Annotated in this window: 19 protein-coding genes; 4 read left to right on the top strand and 15 right to left on the bottom strand. The window is 44.2% G+C overall.

The window, feature by feature from the left end; genetic code table 11:
- From VEA_RS05560 to VEA_RS23800, 12 genes are all read right to left on the bottom strand, one after another.
- Positions 1 to 969 carry a type II secretion system F family protein gene (locus VEA_RS05560; RefSeq protein WP_006742394.1) on the bottom strand — a complete coding sequence of 323 codons (969 nt, stop codon included), beginning with the start codon at positions 967 to 969 and terminating at the stop codon, positions 1 to 3.
- A 9-nt stretch (positions 970 to 978) separates the two neighbouring features.
- The gene (locus VEA_RS05555; protein WP_006742393.1) at positions 979 to 2,424 is read right to left on the bottom strand and encodes a TadA family conjugal transfer-associated ATPase; all 1,446 of its coding nucleotides are present in this window, start codon (positions 2,422 to 2,424) and stop codon (positions 979 to 981) included.
- A gap of 12 nt (positions 2,425 to 2,436) precedes the next feature.
- Positions 2,437 to 3,645, bottom strand: a complete 1,209-nt coding sequence (locus tag VEA_RS05550) for an AAA family ATPase (protein ID WP_006742392.1) — start codon at positions 3,643 to 3,645, stop codon at positions 2,437 to 2,439.
- 12 nt (positions 3,646 to 3,657) lie between these two features.
- Entirely contained in the window at positions 3,658 to 4,176 is a 519-nt protein-coding gene (locus tag VEA_RS05545) for a TadE/TadG family type IV pilus assembly protein (RefSeq protein ID WP_041852895.1), read from the bottom strand.
- Positions 4,173 to 4,637, bottom strand: coding sequence for a TadE/TadG family type IV pilus assembly protein (locus tag VEA_RS05540; protein WP_012841464.1), 465 nt, complete (start codon positions 4,635 to 4,637; stop codon positions 4,173 to 4,175). The genes VEA_RS05545 and VEA_RS05540 overlap by 4 nt, the downstream gene beginning before the upstream one ends.
- 1 nt (position 4,638) lies before the next feature.
- The gene (locus VEA_RS05535; RefSeq protein WP_006742391.1) at positions 4,639 to 5,907 is read right to left on the bottom strand and encodes a pilus assembly protein TadG-related protein; all 1,269 of its coding nucleotides are present in this window, start codon (positions 5,905 to 5,907) and stop codon (positions 4,639 to 4,641) included.
- A gap of 25 nt (positions 5,908 to 5,932) precedes the next feature.
- Complete coding sequence (locus VEA_RS05530) at positions 5,933 to 6,157, bottom strand: hypothetical protein (protein WP_012841463.1); 225 nt, start codon at positions 6,155 to 6,157, stop codon at positions 5,933 to 5,935.
- Positions 6,158 to 6,170: 13 nt separating this feature from the next.
- On the bottom strand, positions 6,171 to 7,634 hold the full coding sequence (locus tag VEA_RS05525) for a type II and III secretion system protein family protein (RefSeq protein WP_006742390.1): 1,464 nt from the start codon (positions 7,632 to 7,634) through the stop codon (positions 6,171 to 6,173).
- 7 nt (positions 7,635 to 7,641) lie between these two features.
- The gene (cpaB, locus tag VEA_RS05520) at positions 7,642 to 8,397 is read right to left on the bottom strand and encodes a Flp pilus assembly protein CpaB (RefSeq protein WP_006742389.1); all 756 of its coding nucleotides are present in this window, start codon (positions 8,395 to 8,397) and stop codon (positions 7,642 to 7,644) included.
- Between the two features lie 13 nt (positions 8,398 to 8,410).
- On the bottom strand, positions 8,411 to 9,724 hold the full coding sequence (locus VEA_RS05515; RefSeq protein ID WP_006742388.1) for a hypothetical protein: 1,314 nt from the start codon (positions 9,722 to 9,724) through the stop codon (positions 8,411 to 8,413).
- A 61-nt stretch (positions 9,725 to 9,785) separates the two neighbouring features.
- Positions 9,786 to 10,274, bottom strand: a complete 489-nt coding sequence (locus tag VEA_RS05510) for an A24 family peptidase (protein WP_041852894.1) — start codon at positions 10,272 to 10,274, stop codon at positions 9,786 to 9,788.
- The gene (locus VEA_RS23800) at positions 10,274 to 10,447 is read right to left on the bottom strand and encodes a Flp family type IVb pilin (protein ID WP_031781043.1); all 174 of its coding nucleotides are present in this window, start codon (positions 10,445 to 10,447) and stop codon (positions 10,274 to 10,276) included. The genes VEA_RS05510 and VEA_RS23800 overlap by 1 nt, the downstream gene beginning before the upstream one ends.
- 330 nt (positions 10,448 to 10,777) lie before the next feature.
- Between VEA_RS23800 and VEA_RS05500 the strand changes: the two genes are divergently transcribed.
- A complete protein-coding gene (locus VEA_RS05500; protein ID WP_006742387.1) occupies positions 10,778 to 11,503 on the top strand; it encodes a helix-turn-helix domain-containing protein in 726 nt (241 codons plus the stop codon).
- A 148-nt stretch (positions 11,504 to 11,651) separates the two neighbouring features.
- The gene (locus VEA_RS05495; protein ID WP_012841461.1) at positions 11,652 to 13,343 is read left to right on the top strand and encodes an AMP-binding protein; all 1,692 of its coding nucleotides are present in this window, start codon (positions 11,652 to 11,654) and stop codon (positions 13,341 to 13,343) included.
- 68 nt (positions 13,344 to 13,411) lie between these two features.
- Here the strand turns inward: VEA_RS05495 and VEA_RS05490 are convergent, their stop codons facing one another.
- Positions 13,412 to 13,621: a DUF1127 domain-containing protein gene (locus VEA_RS05490; protein WP_041852893.1), complete on the bottom strand. Its 210-nt coding sequence runs from the start codon at positions 13,619 to 13,621 to the stop codon at positions 13,412 to 13,414.
- A 98-nt stretch (positions 13,622 to 13,719) separates the two neighbouring features.
- Here VEA_RS05490 and VEA_RS05485 point away from each other — a divergent pair, with 98 nt between their 5' ends.
- The gene (locus VEA_RS05485; protein WP_012841460.1) at positions 13,720 to 14,670 is read left to right on the top strand and encodes a LysR substrate-binding domain-containing protein; all 951 of its coding nucleotides are present in this window, start codon (positions 13,720 to 13,722) and stop codon (positions 14,668 to 14,670) included.
- A gap of 118 nt (positions 14,671 to 14,788) precedes the next feature.
- On the opposite strand, the gene fusA is transcribed toward VEA_RS05485, so the two are convergent.
- Positions 14,789 to 16,879 (bottom strand): elongation factor G, encoded by a 2,091-nt coding sequence (gene fusA / locus VEA_RS05480; protein ID WP_012841459.1) that lies wholly within the window; start codon positions 16,877 to 16,879, stop codon positions 14,789 to 14,791.
- Positions 16,880 to 17,094: 215 nt separating this feature from the next.
- Positions 17,095 to 18,474: a DNA repair protein RadA gene (radA, locus tag VEA_RS05475; protein WP_012841458.1), complete on the bottom strand. Its 1,380-nt coding sequence runs from the start codon at positions 18,472 to 18,474 to the stop codon at positions 17,095 to 17,097.
- Between the two features lie 136 nt (positions 18,475 to 18,610).
- Here radA and VEA_RS05470 point away from each other — a divergent pair, with 136 nt between their 5' ends.
- Positions 18,611 to 20,959, top strand: a complete 2,349-nt coding sequence (locus VEA_RS05470; RefSeq protein ID WP_012841457.1) for a PilZ domain-containing protein — start codon at positions 18,611 to 18,613, stop codon at positions 20,957 to 20,959.
- Positions 20,960 to 20,988: the final 29 nt, after the last annotated feature.

Below are 20,988 nucleotides of genomic sequence, written 5' to 3'. Positions count from 1 at the left end.
CTACACCTCAATATTGACGATTTTACGAATCCACAGCGTGCCGATAAATAAGGCCACCATCCCACCAATCACCATTTTGATCCCCATTGGGTGCGTATGAAGCAGCTCAATATACTCAGGCCGAACGAGTGAAATGATGACGTACAACCCAAAAGGCGCTAATACTAATACCCATGCCGACATTCGAGATTCCGCAGAAATGGTTTTGATTTTTCGAGCGAGTTTGAAACGAGCACGTAGGATATGAGAGAGCTTTTCAATGTTTTCGACTAAGTTACCACCCGTTTCTTTTTGCAGTAACACCGCACTCGAGAAAGCAAGCATGGATACCGTAGGGGTTCTTTCCGACATTTGCATAATCGCCAAGCGGAGGTCATAACCATAGTTGAGCAAGTTAAAGGTATTCATGAACTCAGGGCCAAGCGGCGCACTGACCTCTCTGCCTACTTCCCCAAACGCTTGTGTAATTGGCTGACCGGCCTGTAGGACTCGTTTAATGATATCGAGCGCCTCTGGCAGTTGCTCTTCGAACTTCATTAAACGATCTGCAATTCTTTTCTGTAGGTAGAAGTAAACCGACACCCAACAAGCGACAGCAACACCGGCACAGAGGTACCAAACTTGCCCGAATAAGAACAGAAATAGCCCAACCGCAACCCCACCGAGGAAGGTGAGAAAAATAAACCGACTGAACCCCATGTGTATCCCAGCCAATTCCAACTTCTTCTTAAAGTTATCGAATAGGCTGAACCTCACAAGCCATCGCTCTAATGGAGAAAGGTTTTTGAGCGAGTTTTCCCTTAGTAGGGAAATACTCTCTTGATCGATGTGTTTATGACTTTCGTGTATCCGCTTAATTAACTGCTTATGCTTAACCTTTTTACCCGCAGAAGGCAGAATTAACGCCTGGCTAATAAAGAATACGGACAAAAAAAGCAGCACAAGAAAAAGGGGGAATTGACTATCCATAGCAATCTCCTAACGGGCTTTTTCATTGAATATTTCAAATGGTACGTCTAAGCCTCGTTTTACTAATTGGTCATGACAGCTTGGTACAATCCCTGTTGCCATGTAATCACCTAACACATTACCTTCTTGATCGACCCCTCTTCTTTGGAAGGTGAAGATCTCCGACATGGTGATAACGTCGCCTTCCATGCCATTGATTTCTTGTACGCTGACCATGCGGCGTTTACCGTCTTCTTGGCGATCCATTTGCACGACAATATTGATGGCGGAGGCAATCTGCGCTCTCAAGTTTTTGGTCGACACATTCCAACCCGCCATCGAGAACATATTCTCAATACGGCTCAACGCATCCCTTGGTGTGTTCGCGTGAATGGTGGCCAGCGACCCATCATGACCCGTGTTCATTGCCGATAACATATCCACCGCTTCTGAGCCACGAACCTCACCAACAACTATCCGGTCAGGACGCATACGTAGCGAGTTTTTCACTAAATCGCGCTGAGATATTTCGCCTTTACCCTCGATGTTAGAAGGACGTGTTTCTAAGCGAATAATATGTGGTTGTTGGAGTTGTAACTCTGCCGAATCCTCAATGGTCACAATACGTTGATCACTTGGAATGAAGCCCGACAAAATATTCAGCGTGGTTGTTTTACCAGAGCCTGTACCACCAGATATCAGGATATTCATTTCCCCCACGACCGCAGCATTGAGAAACTTCGCCATCTCTGGAGATAACGAACCAAGCTCTAATAGGTTATCCATATTCAAACGTTCAACCGCAAAACGTCGAATAGAAACGGAAGGGCCATCAATGGCAAGAGGAGGAATAATCGCATTGAAACGCGAACCGTCTTTGAGTCGAGCATCCACCATTGGTGATGCTTCATCGATTCTTCGTCCAACCTGGCTAACAATGCGATCAATGATGTTGCGCAGATGGCGCTCATCTAAGAAGGTATGTGGCGTTTTCTCGAGCTTACCAAAACGTTCGACAAAGATATTTTTCGGACCATTGACCAAGATATCTGAAATCGTTGGGTCTTCAAGCAGCGGTTCCAGCGGCCCTAGACCAAACACTTCATCTTCAATTTGATGTATCACGCGATTGCGAGCTTCAGAGCTCAACGGGTGTGTTTGATCTTCAGCAATGAGCTGAACGACCGCTTCGCGTAACTCCTCTTTCGCGCGATCTTCTTGCAAGTGCGATAGAAGCCCGAGATCCAAGGTATCCAGTAGCTTTTTGTGATAGTAGTGTTTGATCGAGAGATCTTGTTCTAGCTGTTTTTTCTGCTCCTCGATCGCTTTCATCTTGGCTTCAACAGGCGATAAAGCCCTTTGCTCATCTGACGTATCTTCGTCAGATTTTGCCAACTCGACATTCACAACTTTGGATTCTTTTGTTTCATCTACGGAATTGAAAGAACTCCCGACGCCTTTCCGTTTGAAAAACATAACTCCCCCTTACTAAGAAAATAGTTTTTTGATCCAACTTTGATTCTCTTTGGTCGGACTTTCTAATAAGTGCGATATTTCAGCCAAAGAAGCTTTCAGCGCACTATTTTTCTTAGATTGAACAATTGGGTTACCCAAATTAGCGCTCTCGATAGCAATAGCAAAATTATTAGGTACTAAATGTATCGCATGTCCACTAACTGCATTTTCAATGTCTTTCAAAGATATTGTTGATTTCTTTTCAAAACGATTAACAATCAGTTCAACCTGATGACTACTTAAACCATAGTCTAATTCTAAAGAACGTATGTAGCTGACAGCATGCTTAACCGAAGTAACATTCTGCTGCATAATTAAAAAGATATGCGTAGCCGGAGAAACAATTTGTTGATAAACATGCTCAACACCATGAGACAAATCCACAATAATATGTGAGTAAAACTGTCTCAGAATAGGTAATAACTTACTGACTTGAACTGCGTGTTTATGATTATCCTTGGTATCATTTTGGTTAAAACATAAATAATTCAAACCTGAAGGATGTTGATATACGAGACCTTCTAGTGATAACTCATCCAAATCATTAACAGAATCAATCACATCATTAATATTGTATTTTGGCTTACAGTTTAAATAATCGGCCGCATCACTAAACTGCATATCTAAGTCAATGAGCAATACTTTACTCTTCGCGTAACTTGACAGTTCTATCGCGGTGTTGATCGCCAGTGTTGTTGCACCCGAACCACCTTTTGTATTGATAAATAAAGTTAAATCGCCCATTTGTTTATTGGCAATCTTTTCATCCGCGGTCGATTTTAATAGCGGATAAAGCTCACCAAGATCAACAGAACGCGACAAATAGTCTGTTGCGCCAAGCCTCAATGCCATTTTGAGAGATGCCGTATCGTTTTCATCACCAAAGACAATCAAAGCGGTGTGATTATGCTGTAAGCTACTGTCACTAGAGTACACATGAGCCACTTTCTGCGCCCAACTTTCACCGGTTTCAATATAAATAAGATCGGGAATTTGCTTATTTTTAACAAAGTCTAAATTAAAAGACTCTAGCTCTATCCAATCAATATTTAGATTGACACATTCGGATAATTCATCAGCAATATGAATTTTAAAGTTTGACGTAGAATAAACTATCCAAACAATCAAGTTAGTTTTTAAACTTTTATATGTTTCTTCATTTATTTTAACTGGTTTCAACATAAAGCTACTCCATTAGCAATCCGTAATGACATTGGTCCCTTCGGGTCTAAGTATTCCTAAACTCTCTGCAGGCAATATAGTTTCAAAAGCTGGAGTACTCCCTACTGCATTAATTAAAGCAGCTAAAACAAAAAACTGAAAAGTATAATTTACCGCTCTTGCTCGAACATATTTAATTTGAGAAAACTGCGCATTTAATACGTCATTAGACGCTGGAGGGGTAGAAAGAAAGCCTGATACATCAACACTTGCACCAGCTTCATCAAGATAATCTATCTGTAAATTACTCGCAGAAAAGCCTGATGGATAGAGATCTGATACAGCTGGTAAGTTAGGAATGTCATCCCTATCAGCGATATAGCACACGGTAGCAAGCCTCGCAGCTCTTCGTGTTACCTCATTGACCATTTGCACCGAAAAGAAATAGATCGCAAACTCGATGATCAAAAACAGGACTAATATAACGGCCAAAGCGATTACCGAGAACTCAAGCTGCGTCACTCCTTTTTGTTTCGTTATCAATCGTTTCATGGGCCTGTCCTCATAGACGTGGTCGCCCCAATGCTAAATTGCAAAGAAGTGCTCGAAAAAGGTAAGGTCGAGAATATCGGCACGTAATTGTAAGTCGCCGATAGAGTGACCACCTTATTGGTACTCGTTGGTTGGGTAATGACAATATCATCCACACTGATATGGTCTATCACAGGTGTAGTAGAGGCTATTGGGCTTCCATACACAACGACATTCTTGATACTGGTTTCGTCAGCAATTGACTCAAAGTTCAACGTGCCGTACGTATCAACGACGGCATACCTTGCCCCATTCTGCAGCGCTTTATTGACCTCGGTATACTGAATAAAAGCTCGGCTCACATCGATCACTAAAACGGTTAGCATCAATAGCACTGGCAAGGCGAGAATAAACTCTATGATTGCCAGCCCTTGTTGACTGCAAATATTTGGCCTTTGATGCTTTCTATTTGAATACAACATATCAAGAGGCCCCGCTAAACGGATCTTTGTACAGCTGGATACGGTAGAAGCCTTTATCTGTCGGATCCGTGCCAGTCGAACCGTTATTAATTAAACAATCATAAAGAAATTGCCCAAACACTGATGATTGACCTGAGTTACTGACTTTTTGTAGTAAAAAGAAGCAACCAAAGCCCAAAACATCAAAATCAGACTTACCTGTAGAAGCCGTACAATCTACGATAGGGATACGCAAAATCCGGCGTCCGTTCAGACCACCATCACCGGTATAACTACTGCCATCACAAGCACCACCGCTTTCACAAGAGCTTAGCTCCTGACGATAGTTGGCGTAATACAGGTCGCCTGCGTACTCCGCATCGGTCTCAGCCAAAACATCGGGCTCTCTCACGTATTTGTCTGGTAAAACCGTTCCGTCATTTTTAATCGGTCCCGAAAAGTCGTTGAGCCTCACATTCAGTCCCTGTGCAACTGGACCTGCACTATTACCTGGTTTAGTCGTAACGGTATCGCCAATTGAGGCGCAACCGTTGTAAGCACCAGACAATGCATCACGAACTAAGGCTGCACCACTATTACCCGTTCCTTGCCCAAAATCGAGTAACTGAAAGTTCCCGGGCCCCATATCGGTGTTATTCTGATCCCCGACTTTCAGCTCATGCACTAGAGAAGGATCCATATCTACATTAGGGTCGTAACCCGGCGGACGATACCCCCATGCATCACTCACATCACCAGCAGGATCACCACACATGGCGATTGGCGTTAAATTACACGTATATGCAATAGCCGCACTCCGCCCTGCAACCGCACTCGCAGAGACCTCTTTATCAATCCCAAACAAACCACTCAGATACTGCGTTAGGCTAATATCGGTGACCGCTACGCGGACATAAATATCGTACTCCCCCAATGGCGGTGTAAAACTTGCTGCACTTACAAACGTCTGCATATCATGCGAGAATGTCACCGCTGTATTACTGTCACTAAACGTCAGCTCAGAATTTCCAGGTTCGGTTGATATTCCACCAAGCGTTGTTCTCACTGCGGTTTCAGCCTGATTCACATCCTCTGTCTTATCGGCAACGACAGCACCTGCAAGGGCCGCAGTATCGACCGCATTCTGTAAACGTGTTTTATTAAGAACTTGGTGGTTTAAATCAATACCAAACGCCGCAACGCCTAGCAGAATCAACAAAACCAAGCTTATCAACACTAAGGTAATCCCTTTCTGGGTTCGCCTTGGTGCTATATGCATATTCCTTCGCATAGCCCCTCCTAAGTGAACATATCACTTACTCATCTTTGGCCACCCCGTTGTTGTTATATACCTCTAAGCTAACTTGTGTACGCTCACCACTACCTTCCGGTAAATAACCCAAATTCTCATACCACGCTTCTGGATTAAGAGTTTGTTCAGCGCGCAACTGGCTAACCGAGATACCAAGCTCGGGGTCATTCGCACAGCCAAACAAGCCGAATGATGTGAAACAAATGGTCATTATCATTATGCTTTTCATCTTGCTCTCCCACTTATAGACTGTGCCCAAACTTGCCCTCAGAGCCACCTTCTGACGAACCGTATTGAATAAAGTTGTTGTTAGTATCTTCTTCGCTGATGTCGTTTAGCTGGTATCTATCAAAATCCAACTCAGCACCTTTACCAAGCAAATAGAACTCCACATCGTTCGGAGCCACAAAGCCATCCGTTGGCAGTGTGATTCGACGTCGATCGATTGGGGTTGCTAATCGAGGGGTGACCAGAATGACAAGTTCTGTTTCCCCTGAGGTAAACTCTTCACTCTTGAACAAGCGCCCCAAAACAGGTAAATCACTCGCTCCAGGTATGCCATCCGCGACATTACGTGCGTTTTCACTCAATAAGCCTGCAATACCAATGGTTTGGCCATCAGCCAGCTCAATCGTGGTGCCAGCACTTCGTTTGGTGATTGGCGGAATAAAGAACGTGGCATTCACTTCGTTTGGATTAAACGTCAGCACACCTGAGTTGGAGATTTCACTCACATTGACGTTCAATTTGAGGTTGATTCTCTTATCACTCAAAATAAACGGAACGAAGTCGAGTTGAACACCGTACTCTTTATAATCGATGGTAATACCATCTTCATTTGGTACTGGAATTGGGAACTCACCACCAGCGACAAACTCGGCTTGCGTACCACTTAATGCGGTAAGGCTAGGCTCTGCCAACACTTTCGCCACACCATTTTGTTTCGCCACATCAAGTGCGAAGGTAAACAAGGTATTGCTGTCGATAAACGACCCAAGAAAACCGAAATCTTCGACTGTTGGGACGTTCAAAATCGGTCCAATGCCATCAATACCGCCACCAGCAGTCGTACCACCCCAGGTAAAGTCTCCACTTCTTTGGAAAAAGTGGAAGTTTGAGTCAAAGCGTCTTACTAGTGTGCGCTGCACTTCGGCAACGGTCACTTCTAGTGTCACCTGTTGAGCCCCGCCAATAGAAAGTAGATTGATCACCATGCTGTCATCATCTTTAGAGCTGTCATCTTCTTCATCTGCCGCTTCACCCAAAGCGAAGGTTTCAGCAATTTTAACCGCAGTGTCCATGTTTTGCTGACTGCTGACCAAGCCCCTAAGTACCACTTTTTCTTGCGCACTGTGCACTTCGATATTTTCATCCGGCAAGAACTGATAAAGCTTTGATTTAAGAGTGTTTAGATCATGCGTGACTTCCACGTTAAACTGCTCAATTAACCGGCCTCGGCGATCCCACACCGACACATTCGTGGTACCTAACTTCTTACCAATAAGAAACAGCTCGTTCGATCTGAGCACTAAAATATCCAAGACTTCTGGATCCCCTAACGTCACTTTCTTCGCTTGGCCGGATATCATCAATTGGGTTGATTGGTGATGCGCAACGGTCACGACTTTTCCTGACTGCACCGTGGCTGCGTTAACAGACAAGCTGACAAAAAGTAACTGGCTAACGAGTAATATTATTGTTTTCATAATTCACCTAATTGCTGACTCGGACACTGGATGCCTGAGATCCCTTAATAATGGTCACACTAGGTCGTGGCGTGTATTTTCTTGCTACAACAGGTTTATCCACTTCATGAGGGTTGCGTAGAGCAAGTTGAATGTCGCCTTTGCTGTTCGCCGATAGGAGCTTTTCTGCCTCTTTCGGTGTTACTTCTAAAGTCACCGCACGCACAATAACGGGTTTGTTATCATTGGTTTTGGCTGTTTGGTCGACCGCAAGAACGTTGATGTTTTTAAGCACCGTTTTTGTTGTGGCGTTTTTACCTTGTCCATAACTCACGGTATTCAATACATCGACCTTATTGCCCGGCAACAAGAACCCGGCCACACCGATAACGTCATTAACACGAATGGTGATTGCTCGTTTGTTTTCAGGAATTAAAGCAGCAAGTGTCGCGCCCTCACCGGGCAATGCAAGACGATTCGAATTAACCAGCTCGCCCGCATAAATGGTATTGGCAACAATTCTTCCCAATGCCTGTTCTTGTACTTTTAGCGTTTCATCGTCTATCCAATCCACTTCCATGAGCTTAGTAGACAAATGTTTCTCAGATAGAATCGTTCCTGGCTCTAGTTCCATGGCGGCAACTAAAACTGGGTGTCTTTCGACCTCTTCTAACTCGACAGTTGGTTGGTTTCTGCCATCCATCCATTGTTTAGCGATCAAAACGGCGGCAAGGCCGAAAACAATGGAGAGCAACAGCAACATGATGACTTGAGTCCGACTCATAATTTAGATCTCCCTATTCATCCACTGTGAAGTACAGTCCCCAGGCACGGGTTAAAATGTCTGATGAGACGACCTTCTCTTTCCCTTCGAACACCAAAATATCGCGGCTAATACCGAGTAAGTCTTTTGGTAAACAAGGGTAGTTGGCGACATCATTGTCGCGATGTAACTGACTTAACGTATCGAAAAACTCAGGCACAAGCGTCATTTGGTAATCTTTAGCAAGCGAAACCCAAAGCGCTTGATAATCTGTCAAACCAAGCGGTGTAAACTCGATCTTGTAACCCAAACGACGTAAAAAAGCGGGGTCTGCAATTTTGCTTGGTGCAAAGTTGGAGGAGAATGCCAGAGTGAGCATAAACGGCACCGTGACTTGTTGACCATTTGGCAAAGCTAGATGGTCAAATAAGTATTCCATTGGAACGATCCATCTATTTAGCAGGGCATCAACAGGCATTGACTGACGACCAAGGTCATCAATCACCAAGATTCCGTTGTTAGCCATCATTTGCAGTGGCGCAATCCATACACGATTATGCTCGCTGTGGTTTACCTCAAGCATATCCAATGTCAGCTCACCGCCAACTTGAATGTTTGGTCTTTCACAAAGAACCCAGCGTTTGTCGTAATGCGTTTCCAACTTAACGAAAACCTGAGAATGGGAGTTGTCTAAGCGACGGTGATGATGCTCTGAGAACACTTTAATGATGTTGCCATCGGCATATACGGCATAAGGAATGAATACCGAAGTGTTCATTGCATTGAGCACTCTTGATGCGACGTAACTTTTACCGGTACCCGCATGACCATACAGCAACAAAGCACGCCCCGAGTTAATGGCCGGCCCTAAAACGGGTATCAAATGATCCGAACCAAACACGTCAGACAGCGCTCGCTCAACATCATTGCGATTAATAGGATGCTTGCGAAGATCTTGTCCCTCAACAACCGTCCAATATTCTTCCAAAGAGACGGGAACAGGACCGATATACGGATCTTTTCTATACGCAATGTCTGCTTCTGCAAGCCCAAGCTCGGTTAAACTGTAGCGTACGTTGGAATACGATGTACTCAACTTGTCTGATGCTGGCTGATAAACTTCTACCCAACTTCGCTTTCTTAACTGCGCCAAAGCAAGCTCGACAATATTCGAAACAATACAAAGCCGTTGCGTTAATTCAATTAAGTCACATTTGGGATAGGCAGACAGATGTTTCAACACTAGGTTTTCAACAACTGAAGACGGCACGCCAAGACCCTCGACAGACGAAGGCACCTTTGGTGGATTTATTTGTGGCACGAGTTTTTCCCAATACACAGAGCCCATCACACTTCCCCTCTTGAAGTTGCCTAGTCAACTGATGCTGCATGCCATTTTTTATTATTATTTAATGGGTGTAGGAGAAATAAGCTAATCCAATTACGATTATCGGCGCGAAAGGAATGACTAACGGCTTATTAGACCTAAAGCCTGGTGTTACTTTTTCTAAGCAATACCCTTTTATCTGGTGTGATAGAGCAACACTAGTCGATGACACGTGTAACATTAGATAAAAAATGCCCACGATGCCTCCAGCAAGTATTATTCCAGTAGACGCTTCCCCAAGGTTACTCAGACCCAGCCATGCCCCTATGACGGCGAGCAACTTAACGTCTCCTCCAGCCATTACTTTGAACAGATACAGCGCGAAACACACTGCAAACGCAACCAACCCACCATATAAATGATCCAAGCCACTTGTTGCTGGGTTGTAAATTACGTTTGCAGTAACAGCAACCAAAAGCATAAGCACCGCTTTGTTTGGTATTCTGTGTTTCTGAGCGTCTGATACTCCAATCGCAATAAGCAATGACCAAATAACTAACTCGCTAACCATTACGAGCTGCTGATACGACCAGCTACTGAAGTAAACTTGTTAGACAAAGTCGTCCAGAAGCCTGAAGTCAAGAACGCTGTAACAATTAATGCCGCACCTAGAATGTACTCTAAAAGTGTTAGCCCCTCTTCATCTTCCATGAAGTCCTTGATTAGATTGCGAAAGTTATCCATATGATTATCCCCTTTAACGTATCTCGCTATTAATGATACAGGTCTCATGTGCACCTGAATCATGCTTAAACATTAGTCACCGAGAATTAGGGGGGTTAGGACTTTTTTGCCAAAGGTTGGTACTTTCTTGCCTACCTGCGCTTCAGAATCAAAATGTATCAATAACGAGACACATCACCACCAACTATGTGACACCTTTCACACTTGCAGTATGACTATATAAGCCTAAGCTTAATAAACGAAAGGGTGAGGTCTGAAGCTCAAGGAATGAGGCTCGACTGACCTCAATACATACTAACGTTGGTGTAGTACGTACTGAGCGGGATTCATATGGATAGACTGACCAAAGCTTATTGGATTGGAGAGACTCTTTGCTCGCTGCCGGAATCACTTCGCTGTGAGTTTGATAAGAGCTTTGAGATTATGGACTGTAGCAAAGATATCTCTGTGCTTAGCGATAAAGAACACAGCTATTTCTTCTACTACATGACTTGCGATCATCGAGAGCACCTGAAAGGCGTCATCACGCTCTGTGAAAATCTCGACAAAAAACTGATCGTTATACATCCAACCGATATCGAGCCTCACTTACCGCCAAAGCATATTTGTGCGGAATATTATACGTTGAATGAAATCACCCTCCCGATTTGGCTATCACAGATAAAATTGAAATACTTTTTGCACAGCAAGGTCGACGAAGAACAAATTTCGGTCGATAAACTCTTTTCTCGAAGCGGAAAGTCGAATTTTTCTGACGTGGTTCATTACATCGCCAATAACGTCCATAAAGACCTAAGGGAAGAGGAAGCTGCTGCGCTTTGTCACTACTCACCGAACTACTTTTCCAAAGTATTTCATCGCAAAGTTGGTATGTGCTTTCGTGATTATGTCACTGCGAAACGCATTTCATTAGCAAAGAAAATGCTCGTTGAAAATGAATCCATGAAAATTGCCTATATTGCTTATCAATGTGGATACCGAGATGTCTCTTACTTTTCTCGAATTTTTAAGAAAAAAACAGGCCTGTCCCCAGCGAATTACCGGCAACAGTTTTAGGCGCTATTAGTACCGACTTTAGGGGTAACTAACGCTATCCTCCCCACATATTTCATCAAAATGCATTCCCGTGTCGTTATTTAACATGCTAAAGTTAACAATGCGTTAACAATTATAAATACAACGAGAAGACATGGAGTCACTAAAAATGAATCAGCCGAATCTAAACAGCGCTGCTGGTTGCGCTCTCCCACCACCAAATGAAATGATTCTCAAATGGGCTCAAGAGCGCCCAAATGAGGTCTACCTAAAGCAAATTATTAACCGACAATTTGTTGAATACACGTTCGCTGATGTTGCCGATCAAGCCTTAAAACTCGTCAGTGCACTACGCAACCTCGGAGTACAGCCTGGCGACAAAGTGGCGTTAGTGTCTAAAAACTGTGCAGAGTGGTTTATTTGCGATCTTGCGATGATGCTTGGCGATTATGTCAGTGTGCCAATCTTTCCTACCGCCGGCGCGGACACCATCGAATACTGTGTGACTCATAGTGAAAGTAAAGCGCTCATTGGCGGAAAACTTGATGATCCTAAAGCAACCCAGCAAGTCATTGATGCAATGCCGGAACTCATTAGTATCGCGCTCCCCTACGATACTGCGCCAAAATGTCAGTACGAATACCAAGCGCTCATCGCTGATGCAATGCCAAGTGAAGAGCGTCCACAGCACTACGACGATAAGCTAATGTCTTTGGTGTATACCTCAGGTACGTCAGGATTACCGAAAGGTGCGATGCTGACCTACGGAGCGTTTAACTGGTCCGTACAACAACTGATAAACCATATCGGTATTCAAGAAAATGATCGTCTATTTTCTTACTTACCTTTGGCTCATATTACAGAGCGCGTCTACATTTTTGGCTCATCCATCATGGGTGGTGTACCAACAGCATTTCCAGAATCATTGGATACCTTTATCGAAGATGTAAAAATGCACCGCCCGACTCTGTTTATCTCAGTCCCGCGATTATGGACGCTATTCCAACAACGTATTCAAGACAAACTTCCACAGAAGAAGCTCAACATTCTATTGAAAATCCCATTCGTCAATTCTCTGATCAAGAAAAAGCTCGCAGAAGGATTGGGGTTGGATCAGGCTCGAGTATTAGGCTGTGGCTCTGCCCCGGTATCACCAGCACTGCTGGAATGGTACCACTCTGTAGGACTCAATATTACTGAAGCTTGGGGCATGACAGAATCATTTGCTTATAGCACGCTCAACTACCCATTTAGAGCTGACAAAATTGGTAGTGTCGGTAATGCTGGACCAGGTATTGAGTTAAAAATCGCTGACGATGATGAAATCATGGTGCGTGGCAAAGGGCTATTTTCTGGCTACTACAAAAATGACATTGCCACCCAAGAGTCTTTTGATTCAGAGGGCTGGCTACACACAGGCGACATCGGCTCTATCGACTCAGATGGTTACCTAACCATTCAAGGCCGTAAAAAAGATAACTTTAAAACCGCCAAAGGTAAGTTTGTCTCTCCAGTTCCTATCGAGAAAAAACTTTTCGAATACAGTCGCGTAGAGATGATGTGCCTCATCGGTTTAGGGCTACCAGCCCCGATTCTTTTGGTTGTGCCACATGATTTTCCTAACTTTGATCGGGAACGGTACGCACGAACCACCCGCAAAGTCATTGCAAAAATGAATCAAGAACTCGCCTCTCATGAGCAAATCAAAGGCGTATTAATGATTAAAGAGCCTTGGAGCATTGAAAATGGCGTATTGACGCCAACACTCAAAATTAAACGTCATGTGCTTGAGCAAAAGTATCATGAAATTGGTCACAACTGGCCGAAAGGTGAATTGGTTGTGTGGGAAGAAGACTTATAGCCTTGTCTGCACTCCTCAATATCATTGGGGAGTGCAGTTTAATTCTGAGCTTGAATCAAACTCATAAACTACTCTCTCCAAAAAGGCTTCCTCACTTCACTATTAATTTCCTTTTCATCTAATCCAATATCGTCCCAAAGATGTTCTGGTAACTCTCTCAAGTGACGACGTGTCTTGTAGTTTCTTCTCCAACTAGCAAGTTTAGAATAAATTAACTGTAATCCGGTCTGATGGTCAGCTGGTAAAGTGCGCTCACAAGTGTGTGTCATGTTTTCCATGTAACCAACTCCTATAACAATGTTGACCACTTAATAATCAGCGACTACGCTGATATCCTCAAACGATAGAATCTGCCATTGAGTTAAGGAAAACTAATGTGAAAGATCGAATGCCTCCTTTACAGGGCTTGTATTACTTCTTCGTTGCAGCAAAGGAAGGTAGCTTTAAAACAGCGGCAAAAGAATTGTTTGTTACGCCAGCTGCCATCAGTCAGCAAATTCGTCATCTTGAAGAGTTTTTAGGAACGGACTTATTTGTTCGCCAGCACAGAAAAATAGTGCTCACACCTGAGGGAGAGCTGCTGTTTACTCAGGCAGAAAGAGGGTTTGCTCATTTGCAGCAAGGGGTGAGATTGGTTAATCTAGATCCTAATCCTAACCACCTTTCGATATCAACACTCCCCTCTTTCGCTCACCATTGGTTAGTCCCGAAAATTACGGCTTTTCGTCAGCGTCACCCTGATATCGCCTTACTATTAGAACCAACCAATGATTTGGTGTCTTTTCAAGATAGTCAGATCGATTTGTGTGTCCGTTACGGTTTAGGAAAATACCCTAATTTAGAATCACAATGGCTGATGGATGAAGCTTTTTATCCTGCCTGTCATCCGGTATATCAGAAAGAGCACGGCATCTATCGCATTGAAGATTTAAGCAAAGCAGAGCTCATCGAAGACGTTTGGCCAGATCTGGACTGGAACATGTGGTTAGCGAGACTTGGTCATTCAGCGGCAAAGCCTGCTTTAAAATACAGTGGCTCACACTTAGTGTTAGAAGCTGCGTTATCACTACAAGGCGTAGCGCTCGTCAAACACAGTTTAGCTCATCAATATTTCCGTTCAGGCAAACTGGTCCGAATTGGTGATATAGCCATTAAACCCAAATTTGCGTATTACCTGTGCGCTCCAAAAGGCTACTTAAAGCGACCTAAAGCCCAATTGTTTGCACAATGGTTGAGAGAAGAAATAGAAACATTTGAAAAGTCAGTGATACCAGATTTTAAAACCATCGACCTCAATGTTAGTAATACTGGCTCAGCTTCAGAATAGTCGGTAAACAACACCAAAGACGTATATCAGCGAAACAAAAACGCGCTGTGTATAAGCGGTTAGATACAAAAAGCCCCGCACTAGGCGGGGCTTTCAAGTTATAGAGTTAACTTAAGAATTACTTCTTAGCGTTACGCTCTTTAACGTCAGCAATTACTTGCTCAGCAACGTTTGCTGGACATGGTGCGTAGTGTGAGAACTCCATAGAGAACTGACCACGACCAGAAGTCATTGTACGTAGAGTACCGATGTAACCAAACATTTCTGATAGAGGTACATCACCCTTGATACGTACGCCAGTAGACGCAGCTTGTTGGTCTTTGATCATACCACGACGACGGTTAAGGTCACCGATTACGTCACCAACGTGATCTTCTGGAGTGAACACGTCAACTTTCATGATTGGCTCAAGAAGTTGCGCGCCAGCTTTAGGCATAGACTGACGGAATGCGCCTTTAGCAGCGATTTCGTAAGCGATTGCTGAAGAGTCAACTGCGTGGAAACCACCGTCGAATAGTTCAACTTCAACGTCTAGAGTTGGGAAGCCAGCTAGAACACCGTGCTCCATCATTGACGCAAAGCCTTTCTCAACTGCAGGCCAGAATTCTTTAGGTACGTTACCACCAACAACTGTTGACTTGAACGTGAAGCCAGAGTTTGGCTCACCTGGTTTGATGCGGTAATCGATCTTACCGAACTGACCAGAACCACCAGACTGTTTCTTGTGCGTGTAGCTGTCTTCGATTGCTTGAGTGATAGTTTCACGGTAAGCAACCTGTGGAGCACCAACTTCTAGCTCAACGCCGTAAGTACGCTTAAGGATATCTACCTTGATGTCTAGGTGAAGTTCACCCATACCTTTCAGGATAGTTTCGCCTGAATCTTCATCAGTCTCAACTTGGAATGATGGATCTTCTGCAACCATTTTACCGATCGCGATACCCATCTTCTCAGAACCGCCTTTATCTTTAGGCTTAACTGCGATAGAAATTACTGGATCTGGGAAGATCATTGGCTCAAGAGTACATTCGTGCTTAGGATCACATAGAGTGTGACCAGTTTGAACGTTCTTCATACCAACTACAGCGATGATGTCACCAGCTTGTGCTGAATCGATCTCGTTACGCTCGTCTGCGTGCATCTCAACCATACGGCCGATACGCTCTGTTTTACCAGTTGCAGAGTTAAGTACTGTGTCACCTTTCTTCATCTTACCAGAGTAGATGCGGATAAAGGTTAGAGCACCAAAACGATCGTCCATGATCTTAAATGCAAGCGCACGTAGTGGCTCGTCTGCAGATACAGTCGCAACTTCACCAGTTGGCTCACCAGTCTCTGAATCAGTTAGAGGCTGTGGATCAACTTCTGTTGGAGATGGTAGGTAATCAATTACCGCGTCAAGAATAAGTTGGATACCTTTGTTCTTGTACGCTGAACCACAGTAAGTTGGGAAGAATGCTAGATCACGAGTACCTTTACGGATACAACGTTTGATGTCTTCTAGAGATGGCTCTTCGCCTTCTTCTAGGTAAGCCATCATTAGATCTTCGTCTTGCTCTAGAGCAGTTTCGATTAGCATTTCACGGTATTCAGCAGCTTTTTCTACCATGTCTGCTGGAATATCTTGAACTTCGTAGTTCTCTGGCTGGCCAGACTCATCCCATACGTAAGCTTGTTGGCTTAGTACGTCTACAACACCTACGAAATCTTCTTCGATACCGATAGGTAGAGTCATAACTAGAGGTGTAGCACCTAGTACGTTTTGTACTTGATCTACAACTTTGTAGAAATCTGCGCCCATACGGTCTAGTTTGTTAACGAAGATCAGACGTGATACGTGTGATTCGTCAGCGTAACGCCAGTTAGTTTCTGACTGAGGCTCAACACCACCAGAACCACAGAATACACCGATACCACCGTCAAGTACTTTTAGAGAACGGTAAACTTCGATAGTGAAGTCAACGTGTCCAGGAGTATCGATGATGTTTAGACGGTGATCGTTCCAGAAACAAGTTGTTGCTGCAGACTGGATTGTGATACCACGTTCAGCTTCCTGCTCCATGAAGTCAGTTGTAGTTGAACCGTCGTGTGTATCACCGATCTTATGGATCTTACCAGTTAGCTTTAGGATACGCTCTGTAGAGGTAGTTTTACCCGCGTCTACGTGAGCAAAAATACCAATGTTTCTGTATTTTGATAAATCAGTCATTGTCTTACTCTGTTAATAAGGTATAAAGTGCGCGCAGAGTATATCACATTCTGTCAATACTGATACCCTTGCGTGCGGATGGAAGAAAAAAAATTTTAACGTGAAATTTCCGTCCCCAAAGCATAGTCAAACACAGCAATTTATGTACTTTATTCGCATTTTATTGAGGACGGATAGAACAGTTTGTGATTCCACAAATACCATTCTTATGAGCATTACAGCTCGTCAAAAGCCTCTATGGCTTCCGACAATTTCTTAACGCCGTGAATTTGCATGCCAGGAATGCCGCCTTTCGGCATGTTGGCTGCAGGCACAATGGCTTTCTTGAAACCATGTTTGAACGCTTCATTCAAACGTTCTTGCCCACTTGGCACAGGACGGATTTCGCCTGCAAGCCCGACCTCACCAAAAATAACCACATCTTTGGGTAGTGGACGGTCACGAAAACTCGATAAAAGCGCCATAACTAACGCAAGATCGGCACTCGTCTCCGTCACCTTAACACCGCCAACCACATTAACAAAGACATCTTGGTCTGCCATTTGTAAGCCACCATGCTTATGCAACACAGCGAGCAAAAGTGATAAGCGGTTCTGCTCCAAACCGACCGCAACACGGCGAGGGTTTGCCAATTGCGAGTAATCCACCAACGCTTGAATCTCTACTAATAGAGGACGCGTACCTTCCCAAACCACCATAACAGAAGAACCTGATGTTTCTTCTTCACCACGAGAAAGGAAAATCGCGGATGGGTTACTCACTTCTTTCAACCCTTGGCCTGTCATTGCAAAAACACCGAGCTCATTCACAGCGCCAAAGCGGTTTTTATGACTACGCAATGTGCGAAAGCGGCTATCAGTACCACCATCAAGCAGCACTGAACAGTCTATAATGTGCTCAAGAACTTTAGGGCCCGCAAGGGTACCATCTTTTGTTACGTGACCAACAATAAATACCGCGACGTTATTCTGTTTTGCGTATCGTGTCAGAGCTGTCGCAGATTCACGTACTTGAGCAACACTGCCCGGTGACGATTGAACATCTGAAACGTGCATTACCTGAATCGAGTCAATCACCATAATGCGAGGTTGCTCTTTTTCAGCAATTTGGCAAATTTTGTCGACGTTCGTTTCCGATAGCATTTTTAAATGATCTTTCGGCAACCCTAGTCGAGAAGCACGCATCGCCACCTGCTGCAACGATTCTTCACCTGTTACATAGAGCGTTGGCATTTGCGCAGACAAACTACACATGGTTTGCAGCAGCAAGGTGGATTTACCCGCACCAGGGTTACCACCAATCAAAATAGCGGCGCCGGGTACAACGCCCCCACCTAATACGCGGTCAAGCTCTTTAAACCCACTGGTGAAGCGTGGCACTTCCTGCAGATCAATTTCAGATAACGTTTGAACTGTTGCTTCTGTTGCGGAGCCAGCGTAGCCGGATAAACGTTCATTACGAGCAACCGTTGGCGATGCAGCGATACGGACTTCTGTTATCGTATTCCACGAACCACATGCGTTACACTGCCCCTGCCAACGGGGAAAATCCGCGCCACAATCATTACAAACATACGCTCGTTTTGCTTTCGCCATGATGCCTCGATTTTTTCTACAAATGTGACTAAGCACAGCCAAGTCAGACCTTAACTGAAATGAACTATTGATATACTTAAGTTTTACTTCGCTTAGCCGATACAATTTAAAGTAACGACATACTCTAACAGAAATAATGCAGCAATCTGAAATTCTCTCGATCGCAGAACGACTCATTCCCGTTTACGGTTCGGATGACTTTGACTTTGTCCTTGGCCAATTGACCGAGGAAGAGCCGCCTTCGGCCAAAATCTTAGTGAAGATGGAACTTAATCGCTTGATGGCTCCGTGCAAAAAAAGCATCGATCTGCGCGGTCGCGTCCAAGGTGAATGTCGCGAGTATATTTTGGATGGTATTCCACATTGGTTAGATGACGTTGCTTTCAACGCTTACCATAAAAACATCAAAAAGTTTGGCGGCTACACTGAGGGAATGTGGGAAGCTTTGGTCAACACACGGAATAACTTTCGCGTAATGAGCAAACGTCTTACTCAACAAAAAACGCAATCGTTAACGGATCCTAAAAGCCCTTTCTTAGCGGAGCCCGTTCACCTCGGCTATGACTTAAAGCGCCAAGAAAAGCGCTTGAAAGTCCAATCTCAAGTCGAGATTTGCCGATCTAAAGGGCAACTTCTGCATGGGTTAAGCATTGACTTATCCTGCTCTGGCGCAAAGTTCAAAGTCCCAAGTGCGTTTAAATATAACCTTGGGGAGATTATTCAGGTCACGTTTACTGAATTTGCCAGCAAATCTCAGGTTGCCGGTATAGAGAAACCGCTGGCGTACCGCATACTTGCGGTTGATGACTGTTACGAGAATGACTCAGTTCGATATCTCAGAACCATACGTTTAACTGAAACCAATGTCGTTACTCGAGTGATCGATGAAGCGCTCAACAGCGCAGCTAAAAGAGCTCGTCACGATAATCAAGATAAGATCATTCGAGCTCGAACTCGTGGTTATGAGCACATCGCGCTTAAGCACACCAGCAGCTTACCTCTATTCTTTGATGGCAGTGAGCTGAAACTCGCTATGTTGACGCCAAACAATCAAAAGCTTTGGCAGTACTGGCATGATGAAAGGAACCAGCAAATGTTTGGATCCTTATTTAATGAGAAGCGAGTCGCGTCACTCATTAAACCTGGCGTTAAAGGCACCACAAACGTCCTTTATTCATTTACTCACGAGCACGAAAACCGAACCTATTTCTATTCGATGCTTCGTCCTGAGGCCACTCGTGAACAACGCCAGCTATTTTGGCATTTAGGTGCTAAACGTGAAAGTTGGCGCGCGTTTAGAATTTCGATATTTGAACTGTCAGAGCAAGAACAGGAAGACTTAGCCGCTTTCTCTCCGGAGTTAGCTGAAACGTCCCAATCATTGACTCACATAGGCATCTTGCAAGAAATTGCTGACGAAAAATCAGGGCAGGATTATCTGCTCACTGAAAAGCCGCGCTTACCCGCAAATACGTTAAATGCATTTCGCCATCCGAGAAGAATTATAGGCAACCCGAAAGGCATTTATTTTGATGCCAAGTCTCGTCGTAAAGAGCCACGTTACCGATTTAAGACCCCAATAGAACTACGTTCTGGGCCTGTCACAGCGAGCGGCAGCACTGTCGATATTTCAAAGCGAGGGCTCGGCATTAAACTGGACGAACCTACCATGTTGCGCTCTGGGCAAGAGGTTCAGATCAACTTCCGAGAGTTACAGCTCTACGACAAAAAGCTGCCTTTAACGTCGGTGCCATACCGGGTAATTCGTGTTAGCCCAGATGGCTGTAGCGTACAGTTAGTTATTGATGAAAGCAGCCACACCATTAAAGTGATCGCCTTTTTCAACAGCATTATCGAGCACAATCAAGATAAGTTGATCCCGCAAAAAGAGATGCTACCGAGTAATGCGTTACTTGAAAGACTGCACAGCATGTTGCTCTCTCGAACTCTGAGCACACCCATTTTTATCAGTAAAACAGCGTCGTCTTCAATCAAAACCCCCGTTATTGGGGTGAATTTGCCGCTACCTAAGCACATTGAGCTTTTTGCACGCCTTGGGCACGATCAATTGTTGTCACTTGAACCTATCTTTAAAGGTCGAACAAGCACATTAATCGCAGAGCCGATAAAGCGTGTAGAGGGAGCTCAAGCAAGGCATCAGGATATCTACATTAGCGCAGCCAAAGTCGGCAATAAAATTACAGGCATTGAGTCTAAGCTTCATCAAGAGTTCAACAGCGTAAAAGAACGGATTCAATTTATAAAGAAAGCGCGAATGATGGGTGACTTCTACGTAATTCGCTTATCTACAGCCCCAATTTTCGATCCGATGACATCGTTGCTGCAACAAGATTTAAGTGACTTAACCCAATTTGGTGTACATCAAGCGAGCAAATTAGAAAAGGAGCTGACCGCTTTGGTCGGTTACAGTGAGTTTGAAGACATTACGGAAGAGGTTGTAATTAGATTGGAGTTAACCGAGTAAATTTAGAGCCATACTAAGTCAACGAAAAA

The sequence above is a fragment of the Vibrio antiquarius genome (assembly GCF_000024825.1).
Lineage (GTDB): Bacteria > Pseudomonadota > Gammaproteobacteria > Enterobacterales > Vibrionaceae > Vibrio > Vibrio diabolicus.
The sequence above is the reverse complement of the archived record's forward strand: the minus strand, read 5'-3'. Positions and strand labels throughout refer to the sequence as shown.

Coding starts and splice junctions, on each gene's coding strand:
- VEA_RS05470 (WP_012841457.1), top strand. CDS start 18,611: ATGCAGCAATCTGAAATTCTCTCGATCGCAGAACGACTCATTCCCGTT.
- VEA_RS05490 (WP_041852893.1), bottom strand. CDS start 13,621: ATGGAAAACATGACACACACTTGTGAGCGCACTTTACCAGCTGACCAT.
- VEA_RS05545 (WP_041852895.1), bottom strand. CDS start 4,176: ATGAAACGATTGATAACGAAACAAAAAGGAGTGACGCAGCTTGAGTTC.
- fusA (WP_012841459.1), bottom strand. CDS start 16,879: ATGACTGATTTATCAAAATACAGAAACATTGGTATTTTTGCTCACGTA.
- VEA_RS05540 (WP_012841464.1), bottom strand. CDS start 4,637: ATGTTGTATTCAAATAGAAAGCATCAAAGGCCAAATATTTGCAGTCAA.
- radA (WP_012841458.1), bottom strand. CDS start 18,474: ATGGCGAAAGCAAAACGAGCGTATGTTTGTAATGATTGTGGCGCGGAT.
- VEA_RS05555 (WP_006742393.1), bottom strand. CDS start 2,424: ATGTTTTTCAAACGGAAAGGCGTCGGGAGTTCTTTCAATTCCGTAGAT.
- VEA_RS05525 (WP_006742390.1), bottom strand. CDS start 7,634: ATGAAAACAATAATATTACTCGTTAGCCAGTTACTTTTTGTCAGCTTG.
- VEA_RS05530 (WP_012841463.1), bottom strand. CDS start 6,157: ATGAAAAGCATAATGATAATGACCATTTGTTTCACATCATTCGGCTTG.
- cpaB (WP_006742389.1), bottom strand. CDS start 8,397: ATGAGTCGGACTCAAGTCATCATGTTGCTGTTGCTCTCCATTGTTTTC.
- VEA_RS05495 (WP_012841461.1), top strand. CDS start 11,652: ATGAATCAGCCGAATCTAAACAGCGCTGCTGGTTGCGCTCTCCCACCA.
- VEA_RS23800 (WP_031781043.1), bottom strand. CDS start 10,447: ATGGATAACTTTCGCAATCTAATCAAGGACTTCATGGAAGATGAAGAG.
- VEA_RS05550 (WP_006742392.1), bottom strand. CDS start 3,645: ATGTTGAAACCAGTTAAAATAAATGAAGAAACATATAAAAGTTTAAAA.
- VEA_RS05510 (WP_041852894.1), bottom strand. CDS start 10,274: ATGGTTAGCGAGTTAGTTATTTGGTCATTGCTTATTGCGATTGGAGTA.
- VEA_RS05515 (WP_006742388.1), bottom strand. CDS start 9,724: ATGGGCTCTGTGTATTGGGAAAAACTCGTGCCACAAATAAATCCACCA.
- VEA_RS05535 (WP_006742391.1), bottom strand. CDS start 5,907: ATGCGAAGGAATATGCATATAGCACCAAGGCGAACCCAGAAAGGGATT.
- VEA_RS05560 (WP_006742394.1), bottom strand. CDS start 969: ATGGATAGTCAATTCCCCCTTTTTCTTGTGCTGCTTTTTTTGTCCGTA.
- VEA_RS05500 (WP_006742387.1), top strand. CDS start 10,778: ATGGATAGACTGACCAAAGCTTATTGGATTGGAGAGACTCTTTGCTCG.